This is a genomic window from Paenibacillus sp. FSL F4-0100 (genome assembly GCF_037993005.1).
Lineage (GTDB): Bacteria > Bacillota > Bacilli > Paenibacillales > Paenibacillaceae > Paenibacillus_AQ.
Genome location: NZ_CP150303.1, coordinates 6182487 through 6201992, shown reverse-complemented (window position 1 = coordinate 6201992; position 19506 = coordinate 6182487). Strand labels below are relative to the sequence as shown.

The window sequence follows — 19506 nt, the reverse complement described above, 5'->3', positions numbered from 1 at the left end:
GGAACCGTTTTCTCCTTCAATCGTATAACATATCATCATAAGGTTCAGAACGACGGGATGCGAAAGGTGCCGCATCCCGTTTATATCAGGGAGGAAAAAAGGGAATGACGGAAGCGATTGATCATTTGCTGACCCATCCACTTGGGGTGCTCGTCGGCTATTTCTCGGTTGCGATACTTGCACTTATTGTTTACTTGTATTGCTTTGAATTGGTTACCAAGTACAACTGCTGGGATGAAATACGCAAAGGAAATGTTGCCGCAGCTATGGCGACTGGCGGCAAGGTCTTTGGCATCTGTAACGTGATGCGGTATAGCATAACAGCCAATACGTCCATTTATGGCATGATTAAATGGTCATTCTTCGGGTTCATACTGCTTTTATTGGCTTATTGGTTGCTTGAATTCTTGACTCCCGTATTTTCGGTCGATGAAGAGATTGGCAAGGATAACCGCGCAGTTGGCTTGATCGTACTAATTATCACCGTATCTTTATCTTACATTATTGGAGCGAGCATCATTTAAGGGCTTCGGGAGGAAAAGGACGATGAAATATTTACCGCGGATATTGTTTGCGGCTGCCTTGATTTTTTTTGTGGCGGGTATTGTATACTTGATGTCTCAATAAAAATAAAGTTAATAGGGCCATTCATGGCCGTTTGAATAAAGAAAGGGATGAATGATCGATGGAACCGACGGTTTGCCCATGGTGCCAAAGTGAGATTGTATGGGATGAAGAGATAGGTCCCGAAGATACTTGTCCTCACTGTGCGAACGAGCTTAAAGGCTATCGTACATTGAATATCGCATTGGAAGACGAGGATGTACAGGACGATCCGGAGGAATATGAAGAGGCTTATGAGGCTTCCGATGAGGAAGCGGGTGATCTTCATCGTATATGGGGATCCGACCATGAAACACTGTCCTCGCTTCGAACCGTGGATAAGTATGGGGAGGATCATGACCTCTTTGCATTTGAGGAGACGGTAGAGGGGATTCTGGACCAGCAAGAGGAAGTTCCCGAGTGCTTGCATTGCAGAGAGTATATGCTTCATGCCGGAACGCAGCATGTGAGTGGGGAAGGCTTCCAGCCGGTTAACGCAGCTCTGATTCAAGGCCCTATCCTTCAGCCGCCTTATGATCTAAATGTATATGTGTGCCCTGGATGCTTCCATGTACAGCACAATCTGGCAGAGAATGACCGGCTTCGGATGATCAAAAGCTTTATCCATAAAAAGGAATAGAGTTTGCGGAAAGGCGCTGTATGCCGATCCACGGCTAGTTTAAGGAAACTGCTTGCGGCGGTTTCCTTTTTTTTGTTCATGAAGTGGGGATTAGAGGGGTAAAATACCTTGGACTTCAAGTGTGAAGGCAAGGGAGGAACTGTATATGAAGTTGACAAAGGACCCCCAGGCTATGCTTCTGTTATCCGTTCATGGGTTGTTTATACTATCGAGTGCATTGTCGGGTACATTCCTCAACGTATACTTATGGAAAAGCCGCCAAGACTATACGATGCTCGGTTGGTTCACGATTGCTCAGCAGGTTGCATTGGGTTTGACGTTCTGGGCCGCCGGCAAATGGGTGAAGGAGCATAACAAAATGAATGCGCTTCGCCTGGGTATTGCAGTGTCCGCCCTGTTTTATCTATGCGTTCTGTGGGCAGGGAGGGATGCCGTCCATTATATTTGGCCTCTCGGCTTGCTGTTCGGCGTCTCATTGGGATTATTCTGGTTAGCCTTTAATGTGGTTTACTTCGAGATTTCAAGTGCAGAGAATCGGGACTGGTTTAATGGCTGGATCGGACTCCTGGGCTCCATAACGGGGATTATCGGTCCGTGGATGGCGGGTTGGATCATCACGATGATGCATGGGGATCAGGGCTACCGGTTTATTTTTACCGTATCGATGGTCATCTTCGCGGCGACGGTGGTGCTCAGCTTTTTTCTGCGAAAACGACCGGTCCAGAGCGACTATCATTGGCTGGAGGGGGTTAGCCGACTCAAGGAGGGCGGAGTCTGGAAATACGCGGTATTCGGCTTGGCCGTTCAGGGAATCAGGGAAGGTGTGTTTTCCTTTCTTATTACACTCCTTGTTTTTGTGGCGACGGACCAGGAATCGAAGCTGGGGCAATTCGCATTGATTACTTCGGCGGTTTCGCTGGTCAGCTACTGGGCCTGCGGGAAGTGGTTCAAGCCCAAATTCCGTAAAACCGGCATGCTGGTAGGTTCGATATTGATGCTGCTGGTAATTATGCCGCTGCTATTTGCTGTCAACTATACTACGCTGTTGGTGCTGGGAATCGGGACGTCGCTGTTTATTCCGCTGTACATGATGCCGGCTATATCGGCCAGCTTTGATCTTATGGGAGTGAATCAGGAAAACGTGGAGAAGCGGGTGGAACTGGTCGTGCTGCGGGAACTCAGTCTAACCATAGGCCGAATTACGGGTCTCCTTGTGTTTATTCTTGTTCTGTCATTTAGACAGGACACGTTAACGGTAACCCTGCTGCTGCTGTTTCTGGGGGCTTCCCCTATCGGATCGTGGCTGTTTATACGAAAGCTGTTTCCTTCCAAAGGACAAGTCACCTGAACACCTGAAGCCTAATCGCATCCGCTCGCGTCAAAAGCGTTGTGCCAGTTAACGAACGGTGAGTTGATAAACAAGAGACAGCGTTACGCCGCAACCCTACAACGGAAGAAGGTATCTCCAAGGCCCCATGGCCAATAAGGAGATACCTTCAATTATTTTATGTGATTTTCAGGTCGATTGGCCGTATCAAGGAGAACCATTTCAGCTCTTCGGGCTCACGTCCTGCAATCGTCTCGGCCAGCAGATCCGCAGCGATCATGCTGTAAACGGTCCCGTTTCCGCCATACACCTCGATAAAGTAGCTGTGCGGATACTGCGGGTGTCTGCCGATCAACGGGATGCCGTCTTGGGTTGTGGCAAACACGCCGGCCCAACTGCAAGCGATTTTCAAATCCGTCATATGGGGGAACAGTTTCTGGATTTCATTTAGCAATCTCCGGCCTCTCGGTTCAGCGTATTCCTCTGGTTTGCCTGAAGGAGGAAGCGGTTCATCCAGCCCTCCGGCTATGATTCGCTGATCCGGCGTTGTCCGGAAATAGAGATAAGGGCGATTTGTTTCCCATATGAATGCTCGCTCGTACCATGAAGACAGATCGGATACAGGCTCCGTCAGGATGGCATAGGTGTTGAGCAGCTCCGCTTGATAATCAGGCTTCCATTCTTGGGTGCTATACCCGGTGGCCCAGATCACGTTCCTGGCGAGGACGCTTCCTTGATCGGTTAAGACGGTGACATCGCTGTCGGTATACCGAGTTTCCTTCACTTCGCTATTTTCGTAAATTCGCAGCCCATGCTCCCAGGCATCTTGAAGAAGATTAAGCCCAAAACGGTAGGGATCGACTTCGGCATCGCCGCGAGTATAGATGGCAGCTTCTTTTGAGAACGGAAAGTTAGCCTTCACATGCTCGCGGCTCCAGTACTCCACATCGAAGCCCTTTCGTTTGAGCAGGTCATACTCATGGCGAAGCATGCCGACATCTTGGGGGTTACTGGCATAGTAGAGGCTGCTTCGCGGGGTCAAGCCGGAATCCCTGGACAGATGATTTGCAATTTCGGTGAGCCGACGTACGGCGTTTCTGCACATCATGTAGAAGGAGGAGCCCTGTTGTTCGTTAAATTGTTGGATCAGATCAGATAGGGGGCAGTCGTTGGAGAATTGCAACAGCCCCGAATTGGCGGATGTGCTGCCTTCGCATACGCGTTTTTTCTCCAGCAGGACGGTGCCCACGCCTTGCTTGGTCAGCACATAGGCCATCAGCGCACCGCTAATACCGCCGCCGACAATTAGCACATCACAGCTGAGCTGTTCTGATAGACCAGGGTATCTTTTTACAGGTTCGGTGTTTAAATATTTCCAGGGCGTTGTTCCGCCGGTCAGTAACATGGTCCCTCACCCCCTCATTGTCACATCGTTATTAGTTTGGACGTTCCTTTCGTATTTAATGACATCTCACGACATAGATTTTTATATAGGTGGCATACTAGCCCTGTGCAACCTAATTGGAAAGGGGAACAAACACAAAGATGATACCTAATCAGCAATTACAGCCTCTAACTTCAAAAGAACTGGACTATATTGCGGATTGCATTTCCAACGAGACCATGCTGGCCAAGCATTGTGCCGCGACAGCCGCAGCCAGTCAAAATCCTGCAATCCAGCAGGCGCTGCTGGGATTCGTAAGTCGCCATGAGCAGCATCTCGATACATTGGTTAACTCACTGCAGATTCACAGCAATATCGCGCCGACGCAGCCTCAATAAGAGGAGATATAGACCAGGATGCATAATTGTTAAGGAGGAACGACTTATGATAACGCCTAATGGATCTTCATACCTGCCCGAAGAGGATATGCTTAGCCCTATTCTGGGAGAACTGAAACGGGTCGTGCGAGAGTATACGACAGCTACAACGGAAGCTTCTTGTCCTGATGTCCGTCAAATGTTTACGGATCTGACTGCGGATACACTGAAGCTGCAAGGTGAATTTTTTAATATGATGAAGCAGCAGAACATGTATACCGCGCCTCGGCATGCATTGAAATACGATGTGGACAAGCAGTATAAGCAAGCGCAGCAGTCCCAGCAAAAAACACGGGAAACCATTAATCAAAAAACTTCCGGTATGGGCGCGTACGCGCATCATCCGAATGTAGCGCCACATACCACTAATGTAGCCCCTACATCTAATAATGTAACCCAATAATCCCATGGTTAACTCAAACAATAAGCCGATGACACCTGCAGCCCGTTGCTGCAGTGATGCATCGGTATTTTTTTTTGCACATCCCGTGTAAGTTATTGTAATATAAGTATTAATCTCTGTTCCGAAATATCATGCATGAAGAATGGTTATTCGGAATAAGTGCTGGAGGATACGTATATGGAAGAGCTTAGCGAATTGAAACTGAAGGTGCTTGACCTGCTGAAAGAAGACGCGAGAAGATCGCCGGCTCTACTCTCTACTCTACTCGGTGTAGATGAGGAAGAAATAAAGACCTCCATTGCGGAGCTTGAACGAGATCACGTTATTGTTAAGTATGCGACCGTTGTCAACTGGGGCAAGATGGAAGACGAGAAGGTTACGGCGCTGATCGAGGTTCAAATTACACCTGAGCGCGGAAGAGGCTTTGAAGGAATTGCCGAGCGGATTTATTTATTCCCGCAGGTGAAGTCGGTCTATCTTATGTCTGGCGCCTACGACTTGCTGGTTGAAGTGGAAGGCAGAAACTTGCGTGAGGTGGCCAACTTTGTTTCGGAGAAACTGTCACCTATCGATTCTGTATTATCGACCAAAACCAATTTTATTTTAAAAAAATATAAACAAGACGGGATTATTTTTGAAGAACGTCAAGAAGACAATCGTCTCCTGATCTCGCCGTAAAGGAAGCGTGTGCTATGATTGTGAACGAACAGCAGCTTGCAGAAAATAACAGGAAATCGATGAGCTCCTATTTGGCGCCTAGGGTCAGGGACATTCAACCCTCCGGAATCCGGAAATTTTTTGATCTCGTCAGTGGAAATAAGGATATTATCACACTTGGTGTCGGTGAGCCTGATTTTGTAACGCCGTGGCATGTACGAGAAGCCTGCGTGTATTCATTGGAGCGCGGGTTTACAGGATATACGTCCAATGCCGGTATGCCGGAACTGCGGGAGGCGATCGCGGAATATTTGAACGACAGTTTCCACGTGACCTATAATCCTGCCAATGAAATGATTGTAACCGTAGGCGGCAGTGAAGCGATTGATCTGGCGCTGCGTGCCTTGATTGTACCCGGTGATGAAATTCTGATTCCCGAGCCGTGTTACATTTCTTACTCGCCGATTGCTTCAATCGGTGGCGGGGTACCCGTTGGTATTGAAACGACGGCAGAGCATCATTTCAAACTGACGGCCGAGGCGCTTGAAGCGCAAATCACGCCCAAATCGAAGATTCTAATCCTGTGCTACCCAAGCAATCCGACGGGAGCCATCATGACTTATGAGGATTGGCTGCCCATTGCAGAAGTGGTGGAAAAACACGATTTGATTGTGATCTCCGATGAAATCTATGCGGAGCTCACATATGAAGGCAAACATGTCAGCTTTGCCTCGATGCCAGGCATGATGGACCGCACCATACTGGTGAGCGGCTTCTCGAAGGCGTTTGCTATGACCGGTTGGCGTATGGGGTATGTGTGTGCTCATGCCGATCTGATCGGCGCCATGCTGAAAATACACCAATATACGGTTATGTGTGCACCCGCAATGGGGCAAGTCGCCGCGCTCGAAGCATTGCGCAACGGTATGGGGGAGAAGGATCGAATGGTTGAATCCTATAACCAGCGGCGCAGACTGGTGGTTCAAGGGCTGCGCGAGATCGGTTTGGATTGCCACGAACCACAGGGAGCGTTTTACGCATTTCCAAGTATCAAGCGAACGGGGCTCGGCTCAGAAGAATTTGCCCAGCGCTTGCTGACTGAGGCCAAGGTGGCTGCCGTGCCAGGCACCGCATTCGGTCTAGGCGGGGAAGGATTCATCCGCTGCTCTTATGCTACATCCATTGCCCAGCTGAATGAGGCCTTGGAGAGAATGGGCAATTTTGTGGAAAAAATAAAGTAGACAAGGAATTCGTTGAACTTTTTCCTTGAATTAACAAAAAATTCACTTTCCATTGGGGAAATATATGTTATAATTTTATTTTGGGGGCAGAATTTTACTTTCCAAGGAGGGATCACCAGTGTTTTGTGATTATGAATTGTCAAACTACCGTGGTGACTATACGGCTGAAGGCGATAATCACGGTAAATGGTCAATTAAATCAGCCAAATCCACTCCTCAGGAAATTACCTTGGAAGACGAAATTCACATGCTTCGCCGGAAGATGGAACAGATTTTTTTGGAAGAGCAGTCCTTTACGTCCGAAATTGTCATCGAGATCAGCAGTTTGCTGGATTTGAAGATTAACGAATATATGAAGGCTCATCCAAAAAAGAAACTATAAAATACGATTTGATTGAATAATACAAGGCTGCTCCTGAGTGCAATGACTCAAGGATCAGCCTTGTTTGCGTTTAAATGATTTCCCCGGGATGATAGAACCTCGCCCCGGAATCATGATCCGCCTGGGGCTTATTCCGCCATAGAGGGACCGTTATCCGAAATTATGCTATAGTTGAGCATAATAAGAAATATGGTGTTCGTTCGATAAGGATCCACTTTGAAATGGAGGAAGATGGGATGAAGGTATATACGAGAACGGGAGATGCGGGGGAAACTTCAATTATTGGTGGTCGTGTGCCCAAGGATGATCCGCGCATCGAAGCGTATGGCACGATCGATGAACTGAACAGCTTTGTCGGTCAAGCTGTATTTTTGGCCAAGGAAGCCGACTTTGAGGAGCTGCATCTTCAGCTCGTTCGAATCCAGCATGAACTGTTCGATTGCGGTTCGGATCTAGCCTATGCGAGACCTCGCGAGGATAAACTCAAGGTAGGCGCCGAGCTAGTGGATAATCTGGAGGTATGGCTGGATGCATTCGAGGAGAAGAACCCTCCGCTTGAACGATTTATCTTGCCAGGCGGAAGCGCGTTGTCTTCGTTGCTTCATGTATGTCGGACCGTATGCCGCCGCGCTGAGCGGTTGACCGTTTCGCTGCAGCGAACCACGGAAATCAATCCGGAGGTCCGCCGGTATTTGAACCGATTGTCCGACTATTTCTTTGTGACTGCTCGGGCAGCCAATGTGCACGCCGGGATTCCGGATGTCGAATATGAGCGAAGTGGAAAGGTGTTTCGGTAATTCATGAGTTTGTACTATCCGCCAATCAGCTATGTCGTGTCCCCCCACGAAGACGGCATGCTGCTTAAGACTATATTGCAAAAACGAATGGGGGTATCCCGCAAGCTGCTCTCGCGCCTCAAGTTGACCGAGCAGGGCATTATGCTGAACGGGACCCGTGTATACATTAGCGTGAAAGTGCATGCGGGAGATCTGGTTGAAATTCGGATGGAGCAGGAACGTTCAGACGATATGCTGCCCCAGCCGATGGACCTTCATATTCTATACGAGGATGAGCATCTGCTTGTTCTGAACAAGCCGGCAGGGATCATTGTGCATCCGACGCATGGTCATTATACGGACACACTGGCGAACGGCGTTGTCCACTACTGGCAGGAGAAGGGCTGGAATTACCGGTTCCGAGCGGTTCACAGGCTGGATCAGGAAACTTCCGGCGTGTTGGTGGTGGCCAAGAATCCGTATATCCACCAGCATGTTTCAGAACAAATGATAGCCGGCACGGTCGACAAGAGGTATGTTGCATTTGTTCATGGCAAGCCTGCTTTGCCGTCAGGCGATATTGACGGTCCGATTGATCGGGATCCTTTAGAGCCCCACCGCCGCATCGTAACCCCGGACGGATATCCTTCATTGACACGGTATCAGGTATGCGAAACCTATCATTCCGCATCCTTGGTTGAATTGAAGCTGGAAACGGGCCGGACCCATCAAATTCGGGTGCATATGCTTAGCATCGGTTGTCCATTGATTGGAGATCAGATGTATAGGCATCCGGTATACAGTGAGCGGGAGTTACGATCAGATGGGACGGAAACTGCGTCCTATGGGAACGAGGGGTCGGCAGAGCCGGAAGTCGATTCATCCATCATGAGGGTGGACCGTTATATGGGCAGGCAGGCACTGCATGCAGCAAGCCTGACACTGATTCACCCGATTGAGGGGAACACGATGGTATTCACAGCTCCGCTTCCTGAGGATATGAACTCTCTGAGAAATATGCTTGCGCAAGAGGCGACTTAAATATTTTCAAAACACCAAGAGAAGGAGAACGTATCGAATGAGCAAACTGAAAGTATATCAATATCCGAAATGCGGGACATGCCGTAACGCGGTCAAATGGCTGCAGAACGAAGGACATGAGCTGGAACTTCAAAATATTTTTGAACAACCGCCAGAGCAGGAAGAATTAGCCGATCTTATCGATAAGAGCGGCCTGGAGCTTAAGAAATTTTTCAATACGAGTGGCGAGGTCTACAAGGAAATGAACCTGAAAGACAAACTGCCTGGACTTTCCGATGAGGAGAAAATCGAACTGTTGTCGTCCAACGGAAGATTGATCAAGCGTCCAATCGTGACGGACGGAAGTAAAGTGACCGTCGGCTTCAAAGCAGAACAATATCAGGAGTCATGGCAGAAGTAGAATGGCTATTTTGGTCGGAGACAATGACGGCCCAATTGAGGCCGGTTGAAAGAACTGAGAGGCCCCATTGTTGAAGGTCAACGATCCGGAATGACACATTTTCCTGCTGATGAAGGTAGGGCATCCCAAGGTCTTTTGGCCGCCGGGATGCTCTTTCGTTTTAAGAGATAAGAAAGTATAAACATCCGAGGCTTAGCATCTTTATCTCGCAAGAAAAACTTCCTCTATATGCGGTCTGTCTACTGAGAAAGTACGTAGATAGACGTTTTTCTTATGTACAGGCAATGATAGGAAATTCAAAGAAATACCTTGTGACAAGTCCAAGTCTATATAGGGATATGGTATAATGACAAGGTATATTTAAGGTTATACCAGAGAAGTTAAAGTTAGGAGCGATCATGACTGTGATACCCAATCAACAACCATCCTTAATGCTTGTAGACGGGATGGCTTTATTATTTCGTGCTTACTATGCAACCGCGTCAAGCGGCTATATCCGTCGAACCAAAGCGGGGGTGCCGACCAACGCGATTTATGGCTTCCTGCGGTATATGTGGGATGCTATCGATAAATTTCAGCCTACCCATGTAGCTTGCTGCTGGGATATGGGTTCGAAAACATTTCGTACCGAGCAATTCGCCTCGTATAAAGGCAATCGTCCGGAAGCGCCGGATGATCTGGTTCCGCAGTTTTCGTTGGTTCGTGATGTGACGGAATGTTTGGGAATTCCGAACCTGGGCGTCGTGGGCTATGAGGCTGATGATTGCATCGGTACATTAGCCAGACGGTACGGAGATAGCATGAATGTCATGATCCTGTCGGGGGACCACGATCTGCTTCAGCTCGTGAACGATTCCACTTCCGTCATTATCATGAAAAAGGGACACGGCAATTATATGCACTATACCCCGGAAACGCTGTATGCCGAAAAAGGACTTTCCCCAAGACAGGTTATCGATGTGAAAGGCTTGATGGGAGATACGAGCGATAATTATCCTGGCGTACGTGGGATTGGCGAGAAAACGGCGGTCAAGCTGATTCAGGAGTATGAAACCGTGGAAGGAATTCTTGCGAATCTTGAGTCACTGACCAAAGGGGTCCGCACCAAGATCGAGGCAGATCTGGAAATGCTGCATCTGTCCCGGGCTTTGGCGGAAATCCATTGCGAGGTTCCAATGGAGTGCGAACTGGAACTATGCCGCTTGAGCGTGGATCACGAACGTGCATTAACCAAACTGGAGGAGCTTGAGATGAAGAGCTTGGGCCATCTTTTTGGGGTGGCGGTGGTTTCCTAGTTATGTGGAGACAGTTTAATTTCGGAAGAAAATCAATCTTGACCGGATTACTGCTTGGGGCCATGCTGCTTCTTATATCCGCATGTGCCTCCAATCAGACTCCTTTAACCGATACCTCTAAGCCGCCCTCAGGGGCTGAGAAGAAGGTTGAAGTTATAGTTTCGGCAGCAGCAAGTCTCAAATCCAGCCTGGAAGAGACCGGACGACGATTTGAAGCAGAGCATCCGAATGTTACGCTGCGTTATAATTTTGGCGGTTCGGGCTCTCTAGGACAACAGCTTGAGCAAGGGGCGCCTGTAGATTTGTTTGTATCCGCGGCAACGGAGCCGATGGATCGACTGGTCGAGAAGGGGATCGTACAATCCGATGCGGTTCAGTTCATGTTTCGAAATGCGTTGGTGCTGATTGAGCCTGTTGGCAAACAGAACGTGAAGCAGTTATCCGATCTGCTCAAACCTGAAGTACGAGTTCTGGCTATCGGGCAGCCGGATACTGTACCGGCCGGGGAGTACGCGAAGGAGACTCTTCAGAATGAAGGCCTTTGGGAAGATGTCGAATCCAAGGCGGTGTATGCCAAGGACGTGACGCAAGTTCTCGCTTATGTGGAGTCGGGGAATGCGGATGCCGGTTTTGTGTACAAAACCGATCTGAAGAGTTCCGCCAAGGCAACACTTGCGCTTGAGGTTGACCCGGACAAGCACCAGCCGATCGAATATCCTGCAGCGGTTCCGGGCAATGCCAAGCATCCGCAGGAGGCTGAGGCGTTCCTCGAATTTATGCGGAAGCCCGAGATCAGGGATATCTTCACGGAAGCTGGATTTGAGGTAGCGGAGGCGTCGCCGTGACTGCGACCGAAATGTTCTGGATGCCGGTATGGCTGTCGATAAAAACATCACTGCTGTCCAGCATCATTGCATTTATACTGGGATTAGCGGCAGCGCGCTGGATGTCCAGGCGCTCGTTTGTCGGGAAGACGGCGGTTGAAACGCTGCTGATGCTTCCGCTTGTGCTTCCACCTACGGTGGTTGGCTTTCTTCTGCTTGTCATGCTGGGCAGAAACAGCTGGATTGGCGCAGCTGCGCAATGGCTGTTTGCCAGGCCCATCATTTTCAGTTGGGGGGCCGCGGTTATAGCGGCTATTGTGGTCTCGTTTCCGCTTGTGTATCAGAGCATGCGGGTGGGCTTTGAGTCCGTGGAACCGGAGCTTGAGGATTCGGCGCGATCGGCAGGGGCCGGCGAATGGCAGGTGCTTCGCTGGATTACGCTGCCGCTTGTCCGCAGAGCGGGGATTTCGGCGTTCATTCTGGCTTTTGCCAGAGGTTTAGGTGAATTTGGGGCAACCTGGATGGTTGCAGGCAATATACCGGGTGTTACGCAAACGCTGCCCACGGCGATTTACGTTGCGGTAAGCAATGGCGAGAGCGGGCTAGCGTGGGCGTGGACGGCTGTCATTATTTTGTTCTCTTGGCTGTTGCTGGCCGCGTCAGGAACGGGCAGAAGCAGAGAAAGAGGCGGGCGGACTTGACGGGAGCACAATGTTTACATATGCTTCGAATAGAGCTTGTTAGCAACTATATAGAGAACAAGGCATAGCACATCGTGGAGAGGATGGAAGAAGCATGAGTTTACTTGGAGCAATTGAAGCAGGAGGAACCAAGTTCGTTTGCGGCGTGGGTATGGAGGATGGAACGGTTGTGGAGCGAGTGAGCTTCCCGACAACAACCCCTGAAGAAACCATGGCAAACGTCTTTAACTTTTTTGCTGATAAGGATATAGAGGCGATCGGAGTCGGTTCTTTCGGACCGATTGATCCGGTGAAGGGCAGCCCGACTTATGGCTGCATTACTACGACACCGAAGCCGCATTGGAGCAATTACAATATTGTCAAAGCATTGGAAGAGCGTTTTAATGTTCCGATTGGATTTGATACCGATGTAAACGGAGCTGCTCTTGGAGAATATACATGGGGCGCTGCCCAGGGACTGGATAGCTGTCTGTATATCACCATCGGAACGGGAGTAGGAGCAGGCGCCGTGGTAGCTGGTGAATTGATTCACGGTTTGTCTCATCCGGAGATGGGACATATTTATGTGCGCCGCCATCCGGAAGACCGGTATGAAGGGACATGCCCTTATCATGCAGACTGTCTGGAGGGGCTTGCTGCCGGACCGTCTCTTGGCAAACGTTGGGGAGTTCCCGGTGTGGAATTGACGCCGGATCATCCGGCTTGGGATATGGAAGCTTATTATCTGGCTCAAGCGCTGATGAATTATGTCCTCATTCTGTCCCCGCAGCGTATCGTGATGGGTGGAGGCGTTATGAAGCAGGAGCAGCTGTTCCCGCTGATCCGCACGAAGCTTCAGGAGCTGCTGGCCGGATATGTTCAGCATCCAAGCCTTCATGATGGGATTGATCAATTTATCGTTCCGCCGATGCTCGGCGATAATGCGGGTCTCTGCGGCGCATTGGCGTTGGCCAAGCTGGCAGTAGATGAGGCCAAGAGCGTTCAAGCTTAACCCTATTTCTTATATAGAGTGAATCAAAATTAGGTTGATTTTATTACAGATTATGGTATTATGATGTCAACAGTATAACGTATGGAACGGGAAGCACCTTTCTTTGTCGCTGCGGCGGAGGAGAGGTGCTTTTTTGCGTTGTTCCATCGTTGTGCTGAATGCGTAAGCGGGAGGTATTTGAGGGATGCAAATTGTGTTCATGAATCAGATGAGCGGAGCGGATGAGTCAGGTCACATCCGTTCTGCTCAAGTATGGATCGGTGAGGAAGAGGGGGGATGGCGGCTTGGCTGGCGGAACATGGAACCGGACGGTGATGTATCCGATGATGAGTGGTATGAGGGAAATTCATGGAATGAGTTATTATGCGTGTACCGACATCAATTAGCGAAGAAGCTTGGAGAGGGCTTCCGGCCGCTAGTTGAGGGGGTATTCCATGAACCGGGAGAGACTGGAGGCAAGAATCTCGGCGCTCAGAAGCTGCAGTGCTACAGTGAGCTGTATGGCTCGGAGGAGTTGTACACGGAGCTGTGTGCTTGGCGCAGAAGAAAGGCGGCCTCCGGAAGAAAAGCACCTTACTTCATTGCCAGCAATCGAGTGCTGCGTATGATTAGCGCCTTCATCCCCCAGAATGAGGAAGAGCTGCTACAGCTTCCGGGAATCGGGGTCAGCAAGGCTTCGGAGCATGGGGCGGAGTGGCTGGAGATCACGACGAAAATCGAACGAACCACAACCTTTCCACTGGATTGGGTTTACGAGCAGCTGCAGGAAGAGGTATTCTTGTCCTGGCTGTATAAACAGAAGGAGCAGCGATACAAGCAAGAGCTCGACCGCTTCCGAATCCGCCGTACGATGCTGATTGGGATAGCTGAGGGAGCTTCACTGGCCCAGCTGGAAGAGCGCACCTCGTTATCTCGTCGGGATTTGGTTGAGGAATTGGAGGGGCTCGAGAAGGAAGGTTATGATACGGAGCAACTGCTTGGGGTTGAATTGAATACGATGACGGCTTCAGAGCAGGCAACGGTATGGAAGGCGTTTGAAGAGCTGGGCGATACGTTTCTTAAACCCGTATTACAACGGGTATATGGAGAAGGACAAGCCCGGAATGGAGAGGTAGAAGACATTGGCGGAATGGAGAAGCTGTATGAGCGGCTGCGCCTGATACGGATTCGCTTCCGGCGGGAAGAGTCTGGAAAAGCAAACGCAAGCTAATCCACATAAACGAAAATCAGGACGGATTTCCTCGTGGCAAGGAGATCCGTCCTGATTCTGTCTGTGGTTCTGTGGTATTTCATATCCAGTCTTTTTTACGGAACAGATAAAACATGAGAGCTCCGGCAAAAACCATGATGCCTAGAACCACATAATAAGAGTATTTCCAGTGAAGCTCAGGCATATTGTCAAAGTTCATGCCGTAGATGCCCGTAATCAGCGTCAGTGGAATGAAGATGGTTGTGATAGCGGTAAACACACGCATGATTTCATTGGCCCGATTGGCGATACTGGATTGGTAAGCTTCGCGAAGGTTCCCCATGAGATCTCGATAAGTCTCGAATGTCTCGGAAATTTTCACGGCATTTTCATAGATATCGCTGAAATACTTCTGCAACTGGTCATCGATCAGCCGGAGATCTTTTTTGTTCAGCGTATTGATAACTTCCTTCTGCGGTCCAAGTACCTTTTTCAACCAAAGAATCTCGCTTCGCAGACCGATAATCTCGCTTAAGTGTGATTTTTTGGTATGCATGAGGATGTCTTCCTCCAGCTTTTCAATCCGCGCCTCGATGCGGTCCCCGACGGAGAAATAGTTGTCCGTGACAAGGTCGATCAAGAGATAGAGGAAGCGGTCAGGCGTGCTCACTTCATCCTCCCAGAGAAGCGGTTTAACGCTGCGAAGCTCGTGGATTTTTTGCTTGGTCATCGTAATAATAAAATGCCTGCCCAAGAAAACGTTCAATGCGCGAAGGAAAATTTCTTCGTCGTCAAACCGGATGCTGTTAACGACGATAAAATAGTGGTTCTCATATATTTCAATTTTTGGACGCTGCTCTTCTTCGCTGAGGCAATCCTCAACCGCAAGATCATGCAGGGAGAAGAGAGGTTGCAGTTCGGCTAAATCATCCTCGTCCGCATCCAGCCAGTAGAAGCCGCTGGCCGGAGGGGTCAGCGTCATTTCGATGTCATCAACAGGGGTAAATACGCCCGAATCGACCAACCGGATTTTCATCTGATATCACTCCTTTGTCAAATACAAGCTGCTTGGTTAAGCAGTAAAGGCACAGGATATCAGCCCACCGGTGTAGGGGCATGTCAAGGAAGGTTAGAATACGATAAAAACGCATGAAAAATAACGCCGTCCTCTGCCGGTAGACTGATCTTAATCCTATGCGGTTGTGCGTCTTGATCTAGTTTCTGGCTCGGGTCACCGTCCATCTTCCATGTCACCTCTTTCATACTCGGTTTTCAACAGCACTTGTCTAGTATAACGCCGGGTGTAGGACCTTTCAAGTTGAAATCCGGCGCAGCCAAGGACCATGGTACAGGGTATGGAAACCTTCGGTGAAGTGTGACAAACTTTATGAAAAGGTTCTTGACGAAAAATTGGGAATGATTTAAAGTAAGTATCAATTACGAACAATTTAAGACAACTGAATAAAGCGAAATCTTATCAAGAGCAGGTGGAGGGACTAGCCCTATGAAACCCGGCAACCGGCGGCAACATCGCACGGTGCTAATTCTTGCAGGAGATACGACGCTTCTTAGAAGTCGTTGTATAGTCTGACAGATGAGAGAGGCGCATTGTGATACGTATATGATGACCTTTCTCTACTTTGAGAAAGGTTTTCTTGCGTTTATACAGTCTAACGCTCTTTCTCACAGCTTTTTATGGATGTATCATTTCATATTTCGAAGGAGTGAGCCACGATGCCGATTAAAATTCCGGATGCCTTGCCGGCAAAGGAAGTTCTGGCTGGAGAAAACATTTTTGTCATGGATGAGAGTCATGCATTTCATCAGGATATCCGCCCATTGCGGATAGCTATTCTGAACTTGATGCCAACCAAGGAAACGACGGAGACCCAATTATTGCGATTGATCGGTAACTCCCCGCTCCAGGTGGATGTTGTCCTTCTTCATCCGAGTTCCCACGTTTCGAAGAATACGTCGGCTGAGCATCTGAAATCATTTTACAAAACCTTTGAAGAAGTGAAGAACCGTCGTTTTGACGGCATGATCATTACAGGAGCTCCAGTCGAGCAGTTGGAGTTTGAAGAAGTGAATTACTGGGATGAGCTTACTGAAATTTTTGAATGGACCAAGACGCATGTGACCTCCACGCTCCATATTTGCTGGGCATCGCAAGCCGGACTTTATTATCATTACGGCGTGCCGAAATACAGCCTCGAAGAAAAATGCTTTGGCGTATTTCCACATACGATCAATGAAGCGTGTACCAAGCTGCTCCGCGGCTTTGACGAAATGTTCTTTGTTCCGCACTCCCGTCATACGGAGGTTCGGCGCGAAGACATTACAGGCATTGACGATCTGGTCATCCTGTCCGAGTCCGAGGAAGCAGGAATTTATTTAGTTTCAAGCCGGGATGGCAAGCAGATATTTGCCACAGGACATTCCGAGTATGATGCGGACTCACTGAAATGGGAGTATGACCGGGACGCTGCCAAAGGAATGGATATCGCGCTGCCGCGCAACTATTACCCGAATGATGATCCAACAAGGACGCCTCCGTCCATATGGCGAGCGCATGCAAACTTATTATTTACTAATTGGCTCAATTACTATGTATATCAGGAAACGCCATACGATATTGGTCCGCAAATATAGAAGTATACGGGAGGAGAGTTTGTGATGGAGAAGAAACCTTTGAATATAGAGAGCCGGCTGGCACAGATCGGGTCGGTGCAAGAACCGGTAACCGGAGCCGTGAATTTTCCGATTTATCACGCTACGGCATACCGCCATCCCAAATTAGGCCAGAGCACAGGGTTTGATTACACCCGTACGAAAAATCCGACCCGTTCGGTACTGGAGGACGCCTGCGCCGAGCTGGAATCCGGTGATGCCGGCTTTGCCTGCAGCTCGGGCATGGCTGCCCTTCAGACGATTTTTGCTTTGTTCGGTCAAGGGGATCATCTGATTGTATCGCTGGATTTGTATGGAGGGACCTATAGGCTTCTGGAGCGGATTATGTCCAAGTTTGGCGTAACGGCTACGTATGTGGATACGAATGACCTGGATGCGCTGGAAGGGGCAAGAAGGCCCAACACGAAGGCTGTATTTATCGAAACGCCGACCAATCCGCTTATGATGATTACGGATATCGAAACCGTCTGTACGTGGGCAAGGCGCCATCAACTGATCAGCATCGTGGATAATACGCTTTTGACACCATATTTCCAAAGACCTATCGAGCTTGGGGCGGATATTGTCATACATAGCGCCACCAAGTATTTGGGAGGACATAACGATGTGCTGGCGGGTATCATCGTAACGAAGGGAAAGGAACTATCGGAAGAGATGGCTTTCCTTCATAATTCCATCGGCGCGGTGTTAAGCCCGACCGATTCCTATCAGCTGATGAGAGGAATGAAGACGCTTGCCCTGCGCATGGATCGGCACGAAGCGAATGCAACCGCAGTGGCAACATTTTTGACAACTCACCCAGCGATTGGCGAGGTGTATTATCCTGCCCTGCCGGATCATCCGGGACATGACATCCAGAATCGCCAATCCAGCGGCAACACCGGCATCTTCTCCTTCAAGGTGAAAGATGCCCGCTATGTGGAGCCCGTGCTGCGGCACATTAAACTGATTGCGTTCGCAGAAAGCCTAGGGGGCGTCGAATCTCTGATGACCTACCCTGCCGTCCAGACCCATGCGGACATCCCGCTTGAGATTCGGGAAGCGATCGGTGTGGATGACCGCTTGCTCCGGTTCTCGGTCGGCATCGAGCATGCGGATGATCTGATCGCGGATTTGGATGCTGCACTGAGCGCAGCCATAGCTGAAGTGGAAGGGAGCACGGGAGAATGAGCAGCGATAAAGGTCCATCAGGCTTGGAAACGCAAACCAAGCAGTTATCAGCAAAACGGGGACATGAAGAAGATGAACTCCGTTTCGAGACGAAACTATTGCATTTCGGCGGGGAAATCGACCGGGCAACCGGCGCTTCCAGCGTTCCGATCTATCAAGCCTCGACATTTCATCATGAGGACATCTTTAACCCGCCGCTGCACGATTACAGTCGTTCCGGCAATCCGACGAGGCAGGCGCTGGAAGAATATATCGCCCTCTTGGAGGGAGGCGTACGCGGTTTCGCTTATGCTTCCGGTATGGCGGCGATCTCCAGCTCGTTCATGCTGCTCTCCGCGGGCGATCATATGATCGTGACGGAGGATGTGTACGGCGGAACCTACCGCCTGCTAACCAGCATTTTAAGTCGTATGGGCATCGAGAGCACCTTCGTAGATATGACCGATCTGGATCAGGTGAAGGCTGCCCTCAAACCGAATACGAAAGCTGTCTATATGGAGACCCCTTCGAACCCGACTCTGAAAATTACCGACATTGGTGCCGTGACGGATTGGGCGAAGGAGCATGGACTGCTTACCCTGCTGGATAATACGTTCATGACGCCGTTTTACCAGCGTCCGATTGAATTCGGTGTGGATATCGTCATTCACAGCGCGACCAAATTCCTTGGCGGACACAGCGATGTGCTGGCAGGTCTCGCGGTAGCCAGAACCCAGGAGCTTGGAGACCAATTGAAACAGCTGCAAAATGGTTTGGGCACGGTGCTTGGGGTCCAGGATTCCTGGCTCCTTATGCGCGGCATGAAGACGCTCAGCACACGTATGGCCCACTCCGAGCAAAGTGCAGCCAAGCTGGCGGCCTGGCTGCAAGGAAGAAGCGATATTGAGCAAGTGTACTACCCTGGTCTCTTGAATCATCCGGGACGTGAGGTCCATGAGAAGCAATCAAGCGGTTATGGCGCGGTCATCTCCTTTGACGTCGGCTCAGGCGAGCGTGCCAAGCAGGTGCTGAACCATGTGAAGCTGCCGCTGGTAGCGGTCAGCCTGGGAGCTGTGGAGAGCATCTTGTCTTACCCGACGATGATGTCCCATGCAGCTATGGGCGAGGAGGTTCGGCATGAACGCGGAATTACGGATGGTTTGCTCCGTTTCTCGGTCGGACTCGAGGATGTGGACGATCTGATTGCTGATCTGGATCGGGCTTTTGCTGCAAGTTACTAAAGATTTGCATGAAGTTAGGGACATCATTTGAAGATTTGCCAAATCATAGAATTCGGCATCCTGTCACGGACGGGATGTCGTTTTTAATGCCGGATTGTGGTAGGATGAGATAGAAAAAGTTTTACTGGTGTTTG

The 19506-nt window shown here is 49.7% G+C and carries 21 protein-coding genes and 1 riboswitch; of the genes, 19 read left to right on the top strand and 2 right to left on the bottom strand.

What is annotated here, in order from left to right:
* Positions 1 to 104: 104 nt before the first annotated feature.
* The 3 genes from MHH48_RS28075 to MHH48_RS28065 all read left to right on the top strand — a co-directional run bounded on the left by MHH48_RS28075 (position 105) and on the right by MHH48_RS28065 (position 2591).
* Complete coding sequence (locus MHH48_RS28075; RefSeq protein WP_076324523.1) at positions 105 to 524, top strand: DUF350 domain-containing protein; 420 nt, start codon at positions 105 to 107, stop codon at positions 522 to 524.
* A gap of 161 nt (positions 525 to 685) precedes the next feature.
* On the top strand, positions 686 to 1243 hold the full coding sequence (locus MHH48_RS28070) for a hypothetical protein (RefSeq protein ID WP_076324522.1): 558 nt from the start codon (positions 686 to 688) through the stop codon (positions 1241 to 1243).
* Between the two features lie 145 nt (positions 1244 to 1388).
* Entirely contained in the window at positions 1389 to 2591 is a 1203-nt protein-coding gene (locus MHH48_RS28065; protein WP_076324521.1) for an MFS transporter, read from the top strand.
* A gap of 157 nt (positions 2592 to 2748) precedes the next feature.
* Here the strand turns inward: MHH48_RS28065 and MHH48_RS28060 are convergent, their stop codons facing one another.
* Positions 2749 to 3975 (bottom strand): FAD-binding oxidoreductase, encoded by a 1227-nt coding sequence (locus MHH48_RS28060; RefSeq protein WP_076324520.1) that lies wholly within the window; start codon positions 3973 to 3975, stop codon positions 2749 to 2751.
* A 140-nt stretch (positions 3976 to 4115) separates the two neighbouring features.
* On the opposite strand from MHH48_RS28060, the gene MHH48_RS28055 reads away from it, so the two are divergent.
* From MHH48_RS28055 to MHH48_RS27995, 13 genes are all read left to right on the top strand, one after another.
* Positions 4116 to 4352 carry a hypothetical protein gene (locus MHH48_RS28055; RefSeq protein WP_083659766.1) on the top strand — a complete coding sequence of 79 codons (237 nt, stop codon included), beginning with the start codon at positions 4116 to 4118 and terminating at the stop codon, positions 4350 to 4352.
* A 46-nt stretch (positions 4353 to 4398) separates the two neighbouring features.
* Entirely contained in the window at positions 4399 to 4794 is a 396-nt protein-coding gene (locus MHH48_RS28050; RefSeq protein ID WP_076324519.1) for a spore coat protein, read from the top strand.
* A gap of 177 nt (positions 4795 to 4971) precedes the next feature.
* Positions 4972 to 5472, top strand: coding sequence for an Lrp/AsnC family transcriptional regulator (locus tag MHH48_RS28045; RefSeq protein WP_076324518.1), 501 nt, complete (start codon positions 4972 to 4974; stop codon positions 5470 to 5472).
* 14 nt (positions 5473 to 5486) lie between these two features.
* A complete protein-coding gene (locus MHH48_RS28040; protein WP_076324517.1) occupies positions 5487 to 6692 on the top strand; it encodes an aminotransferase class I/II-fold pyridoxal phosphate-dependent enzyme in 1206 nt (401 codons plus the stop codon).
* 118 nt (positions 6693 to 6810) lie between these two features.
* The gene (locus MHH48_RS28035) at positions 6811 to 7074 is read left to right on the top strand and encodes an aspartyl-phosphate phosphatase Spo0E family protein (protein WP_076324516.1); all 264 of its coding nucleotides are present in this window, start codon (positions 6811 to 6813) and stop codon (positions 7072 to 7074) included.
* 236 nt (positions 7075 to 7310) lie between these two features.
* On the top strand, positions 7311 to 7871 hold the full coding sequence (locus tag MHH48_RS28030) for a cob(I)yrinic acid a,c-diamide adenosyltransferase (RefSeq protein WP_076324515.1): 561 nt from the start codon (positions 7311 to 7313) through the stop codon (positions 7869 to 7871).
* A gap of 3 nt (positions 7872 to 7874) precedes the next feature.
* A complete protein-coding gene (locus tag MHH48_RS28025; protein ID WP_076324514.1) occupies positions 7875 to 8891 on the top strand; it encodes an RluA family pseudouridine synthase in 1017 nt (338 codons plus the stop codon).
* A gap of 37 nt (positions 8892 to 8928) precedes the next feature.
* Positions 8929 to 9291, top strand: coding sequence for an arsenate reductase family protein (locus MHH48_RS28020; protein WP_076324513.1), 363 nt, complete (start codon positions 8929 to 8931; stop codon positions 9289 to 9291).
* A gap of 398 nt (positions 9292 to 9689) precedes the next feature.
* Complete coding sequence (locus MHH48_RS28015; protein WP_179090684.1) at positions 9690 to 10586, top strand: 5'-3' exonuclease H3TH domain-containing protein; 897 nt, start codon at positions 9690 to 9692, stop codon at positions 10584 to 10586.
* 38 nt (positions 10587 to 10624) lie between these two features.
* Entirely contained in the window at positions 10625 to 11431 is an 807-nt protein-coding gene (gene modA / locus MHH48_RS28010; protein WP_256720713.1) for a molybdate ABC transporter substrate-binding protein, read from the top strand.
* Entirely contained in the window at positions 11428 to 12111 is a 684-nt protein-coding gene (modB, locus tag MHH48_RS28005) for a molybdate ABC transporter permease subunit (RefSeq protein WP_256720712.1), read from the top strand. Before modA ends, modB begins: the two co-directional genes overlap by 4 nt.
* Before the next feature lie 94 nt (positions 12112 to 12205).
* Positions 12206 to 13102 (top strand): ROK family protein, encoded by an 897-nt coding sequence (locus MHH48_RS28000; protein WP_076324510.1) that lies wholly within the window; start codon positions 12206 to 12208, stop codon positions 13100 to 13102.
* Between the two features lie 184 nt (positions 13103 to 13286).
* The gene (locus tag MHH48_RS27995) at positions 13287 to 14312 is read left to right on the top strand and encodes an HRDC domain-containing protein (protein ID WP_076324509.1); all 1026 of its coding nucleotides are present in this window, start codon (positions 13287 to 13289) and stop codon (positions 14310 to 14312) included.
* Between the two features lie 79 nt (positions 14313 to 14391).
* On the opposite strand, the gene corA is transcribed toward MHH48_RS27995, so the two are convergent.
* Complete coding sequence (gene corA, locus MHH48_RS27990; RefSeq protein ID WP_076324508.1) at positions 14392 to 15327, bottom strand: magnesium/cobalt transporter CorA; 936 nt, start codon at positions 15325 to 15327, stop codon at positions 14392 to 14394.
* Between the two features lie 435 nt (positions 15328 to 15762).
* Positions 15763 to 15892: riboswitch (SAM riboswitch) on the top strand.
* 133 nt (positions 15893 to 16025) lie between these two features.
* On the opposite strand from corA, the gene metA reads away from it, so the two are divergent.
* Genes metA through MHH48_RS27975 form a run of 3 tightly spaced genes read left to right on the top strand, consistent with a single transcriptional unit; the run spans position 16026 to position 19372 of the window.
* A complete protein-coding gene (gene metA / locus MHH48_RS27985; RefSeq protein ID WP_076324507.1) occupies positions 16026 to 16943 on the top strand; it encodes a homoserine O-succinyltransferase in 918 nt (305 codons plus the stop codon).
* Between the two features lie 24 nt (positions 16944 to 16967).
* Positions 16968 to 18152, top strand: coding sequence for a PLP-dependent transferase (locus tag MHH48_RS27980; protein ID WP_076324506.1), 1185 nt, complete (start codon positions 16968 to 16970; stop codon positions 18150 to 18152).
* Positions 18149 to 19372, top strand: coding sequence for an aminotransferase class I/II-fold pyridoxal phosphate-dependent enzyme (locus MHH48_RS27975; protein WP_076324505.1), 1224 nt, complete (start codon positions 18149 to 18151; stop codon positions 19370 to 19372). The genes MHH48_RS27980 and MHH48_RS27975 overlap by 4 nt, the downstream gene beginning before the upstream one ends.
* Positions 19373 to 19506: the final 134 nt, after the last annotated feature.

Coding starts and splice junctions, on each gene's coding strand:
- MHH48_RS28075 (WP_076324523.1), top strand. CDS start 105: ATGACGGAAGCGATTGATCATTTGCTGACCCATCCACTTGGGGTGCTC.
- MHH48_RS27980 (WP_076324506.1), top strand. CDS start 16,968: ATGGAGAAGAAACCTTTGAATATAGAGAGCCGGCTGGCACAGATCGGG.
- MHH48_RS28015 (WP_179090684.1), top strand. CDS start 9,690: ATGACTGTGATACCCAATCAACAACCATCCTTAATGCTTGTAGACGGG.
- corA (WP_076324508.1), bottom strand. CDS start 15,327: ATGAAAATCCGGTTGGTCGATTCGGGCGTATTTACCCCTGTTGATGAC.
- MHH48_RS28060 (WP_076324520.1), bottom strand. CDS start 3,975: ATGTTACTGACCGGCGGAACAACGCCCTGGAAATATTTAAACACCGAA.
- MHH48_RS28070 (WP_076324522.1), top strand. CDS start 686: ATGGAACCGACGGTTTGCCCATGGTGCCAAAGTGAGATTGTATGGGAT.
- MHH48_RS27995 (WP_076324509.1), top strand. CDS start 13,287: ATGCAAATTGTGTTCATGAATCAGATGAGCGGAGCGGATGAGTCAGGT.
- MHH48_RS28065 (WP_076324521.1), top strand. CDS start 1,389: ATGAAGTTGACAAAGGACCCCCAGGCTATGCTTCTGTTATCCGTTCAT.
- MHH48_RS28055 (WP_083659766.1), top strand. CDS start 4,116: ATGATACCTAATCAGCAATTACAGCCTCTAACTTCAAAAGAACTGGAC.
- MHH48_RS28025 (WP_076324514.1), top strand. CDS start 7,875: ATGAGTTTGTACTATCCGCCAATCAGCTATGTCGTGTCCCCCCACGAA.
- MHH48_RS28030 (WP_076324515.1), top strand. CDS start 7,311: ATGAAGGTATATACGAGAACGGGAGATGCGGGGGAAACTTCAATTATT.
- MHH48_RS28050 (WP_076324519.1), top strand. CDS start 4,399: ATGATAACGCCTAATGGATCTTCATACCTGCCCGAAGAGGATATGCTT.
- MHH48_RS28000 (WP_076324510.1), top strand. CDS start 12,206: ATGAGTTTACTTGGAGCAATTGAAGCAGGAGGAACCAAGTTCGTTTGC.
- MHH48_RS28020 (WP_076324513.1), top strand. CDS start 8,929: ATGAGCAAACTGAAAGTATATCAATATCCGAAATGCGGGACATGCCGT.
- MHH48_RS27975 (WP_076324505.1), top strand. CDS start 18,149: ATGAGCAGCGATAAAGGTCCATCAGGCTTGGAAACGCAAACCAAGCAG.
- MHH48_RS28045 (WP_076324518.1), top strand. CDS start 4,972: ATGGAAGAGCTTAGCGAATTGAAACTGAAGGTGCTTGACCTGCTGAAA.
- metA (WP_076324507.1), top strand. CDS start 16,026: ATGCCGATTAAAATTCCGGATGCCTTGCCGGCAAAGGAAGTTCTGGCT.
- MHH48_RS28040 (WP_076324517.1), top strand. CDS start 5,487: ATGATTGTGAACGAACAGCAGCTTGCAGAAAATAACAGGAAATCGATG.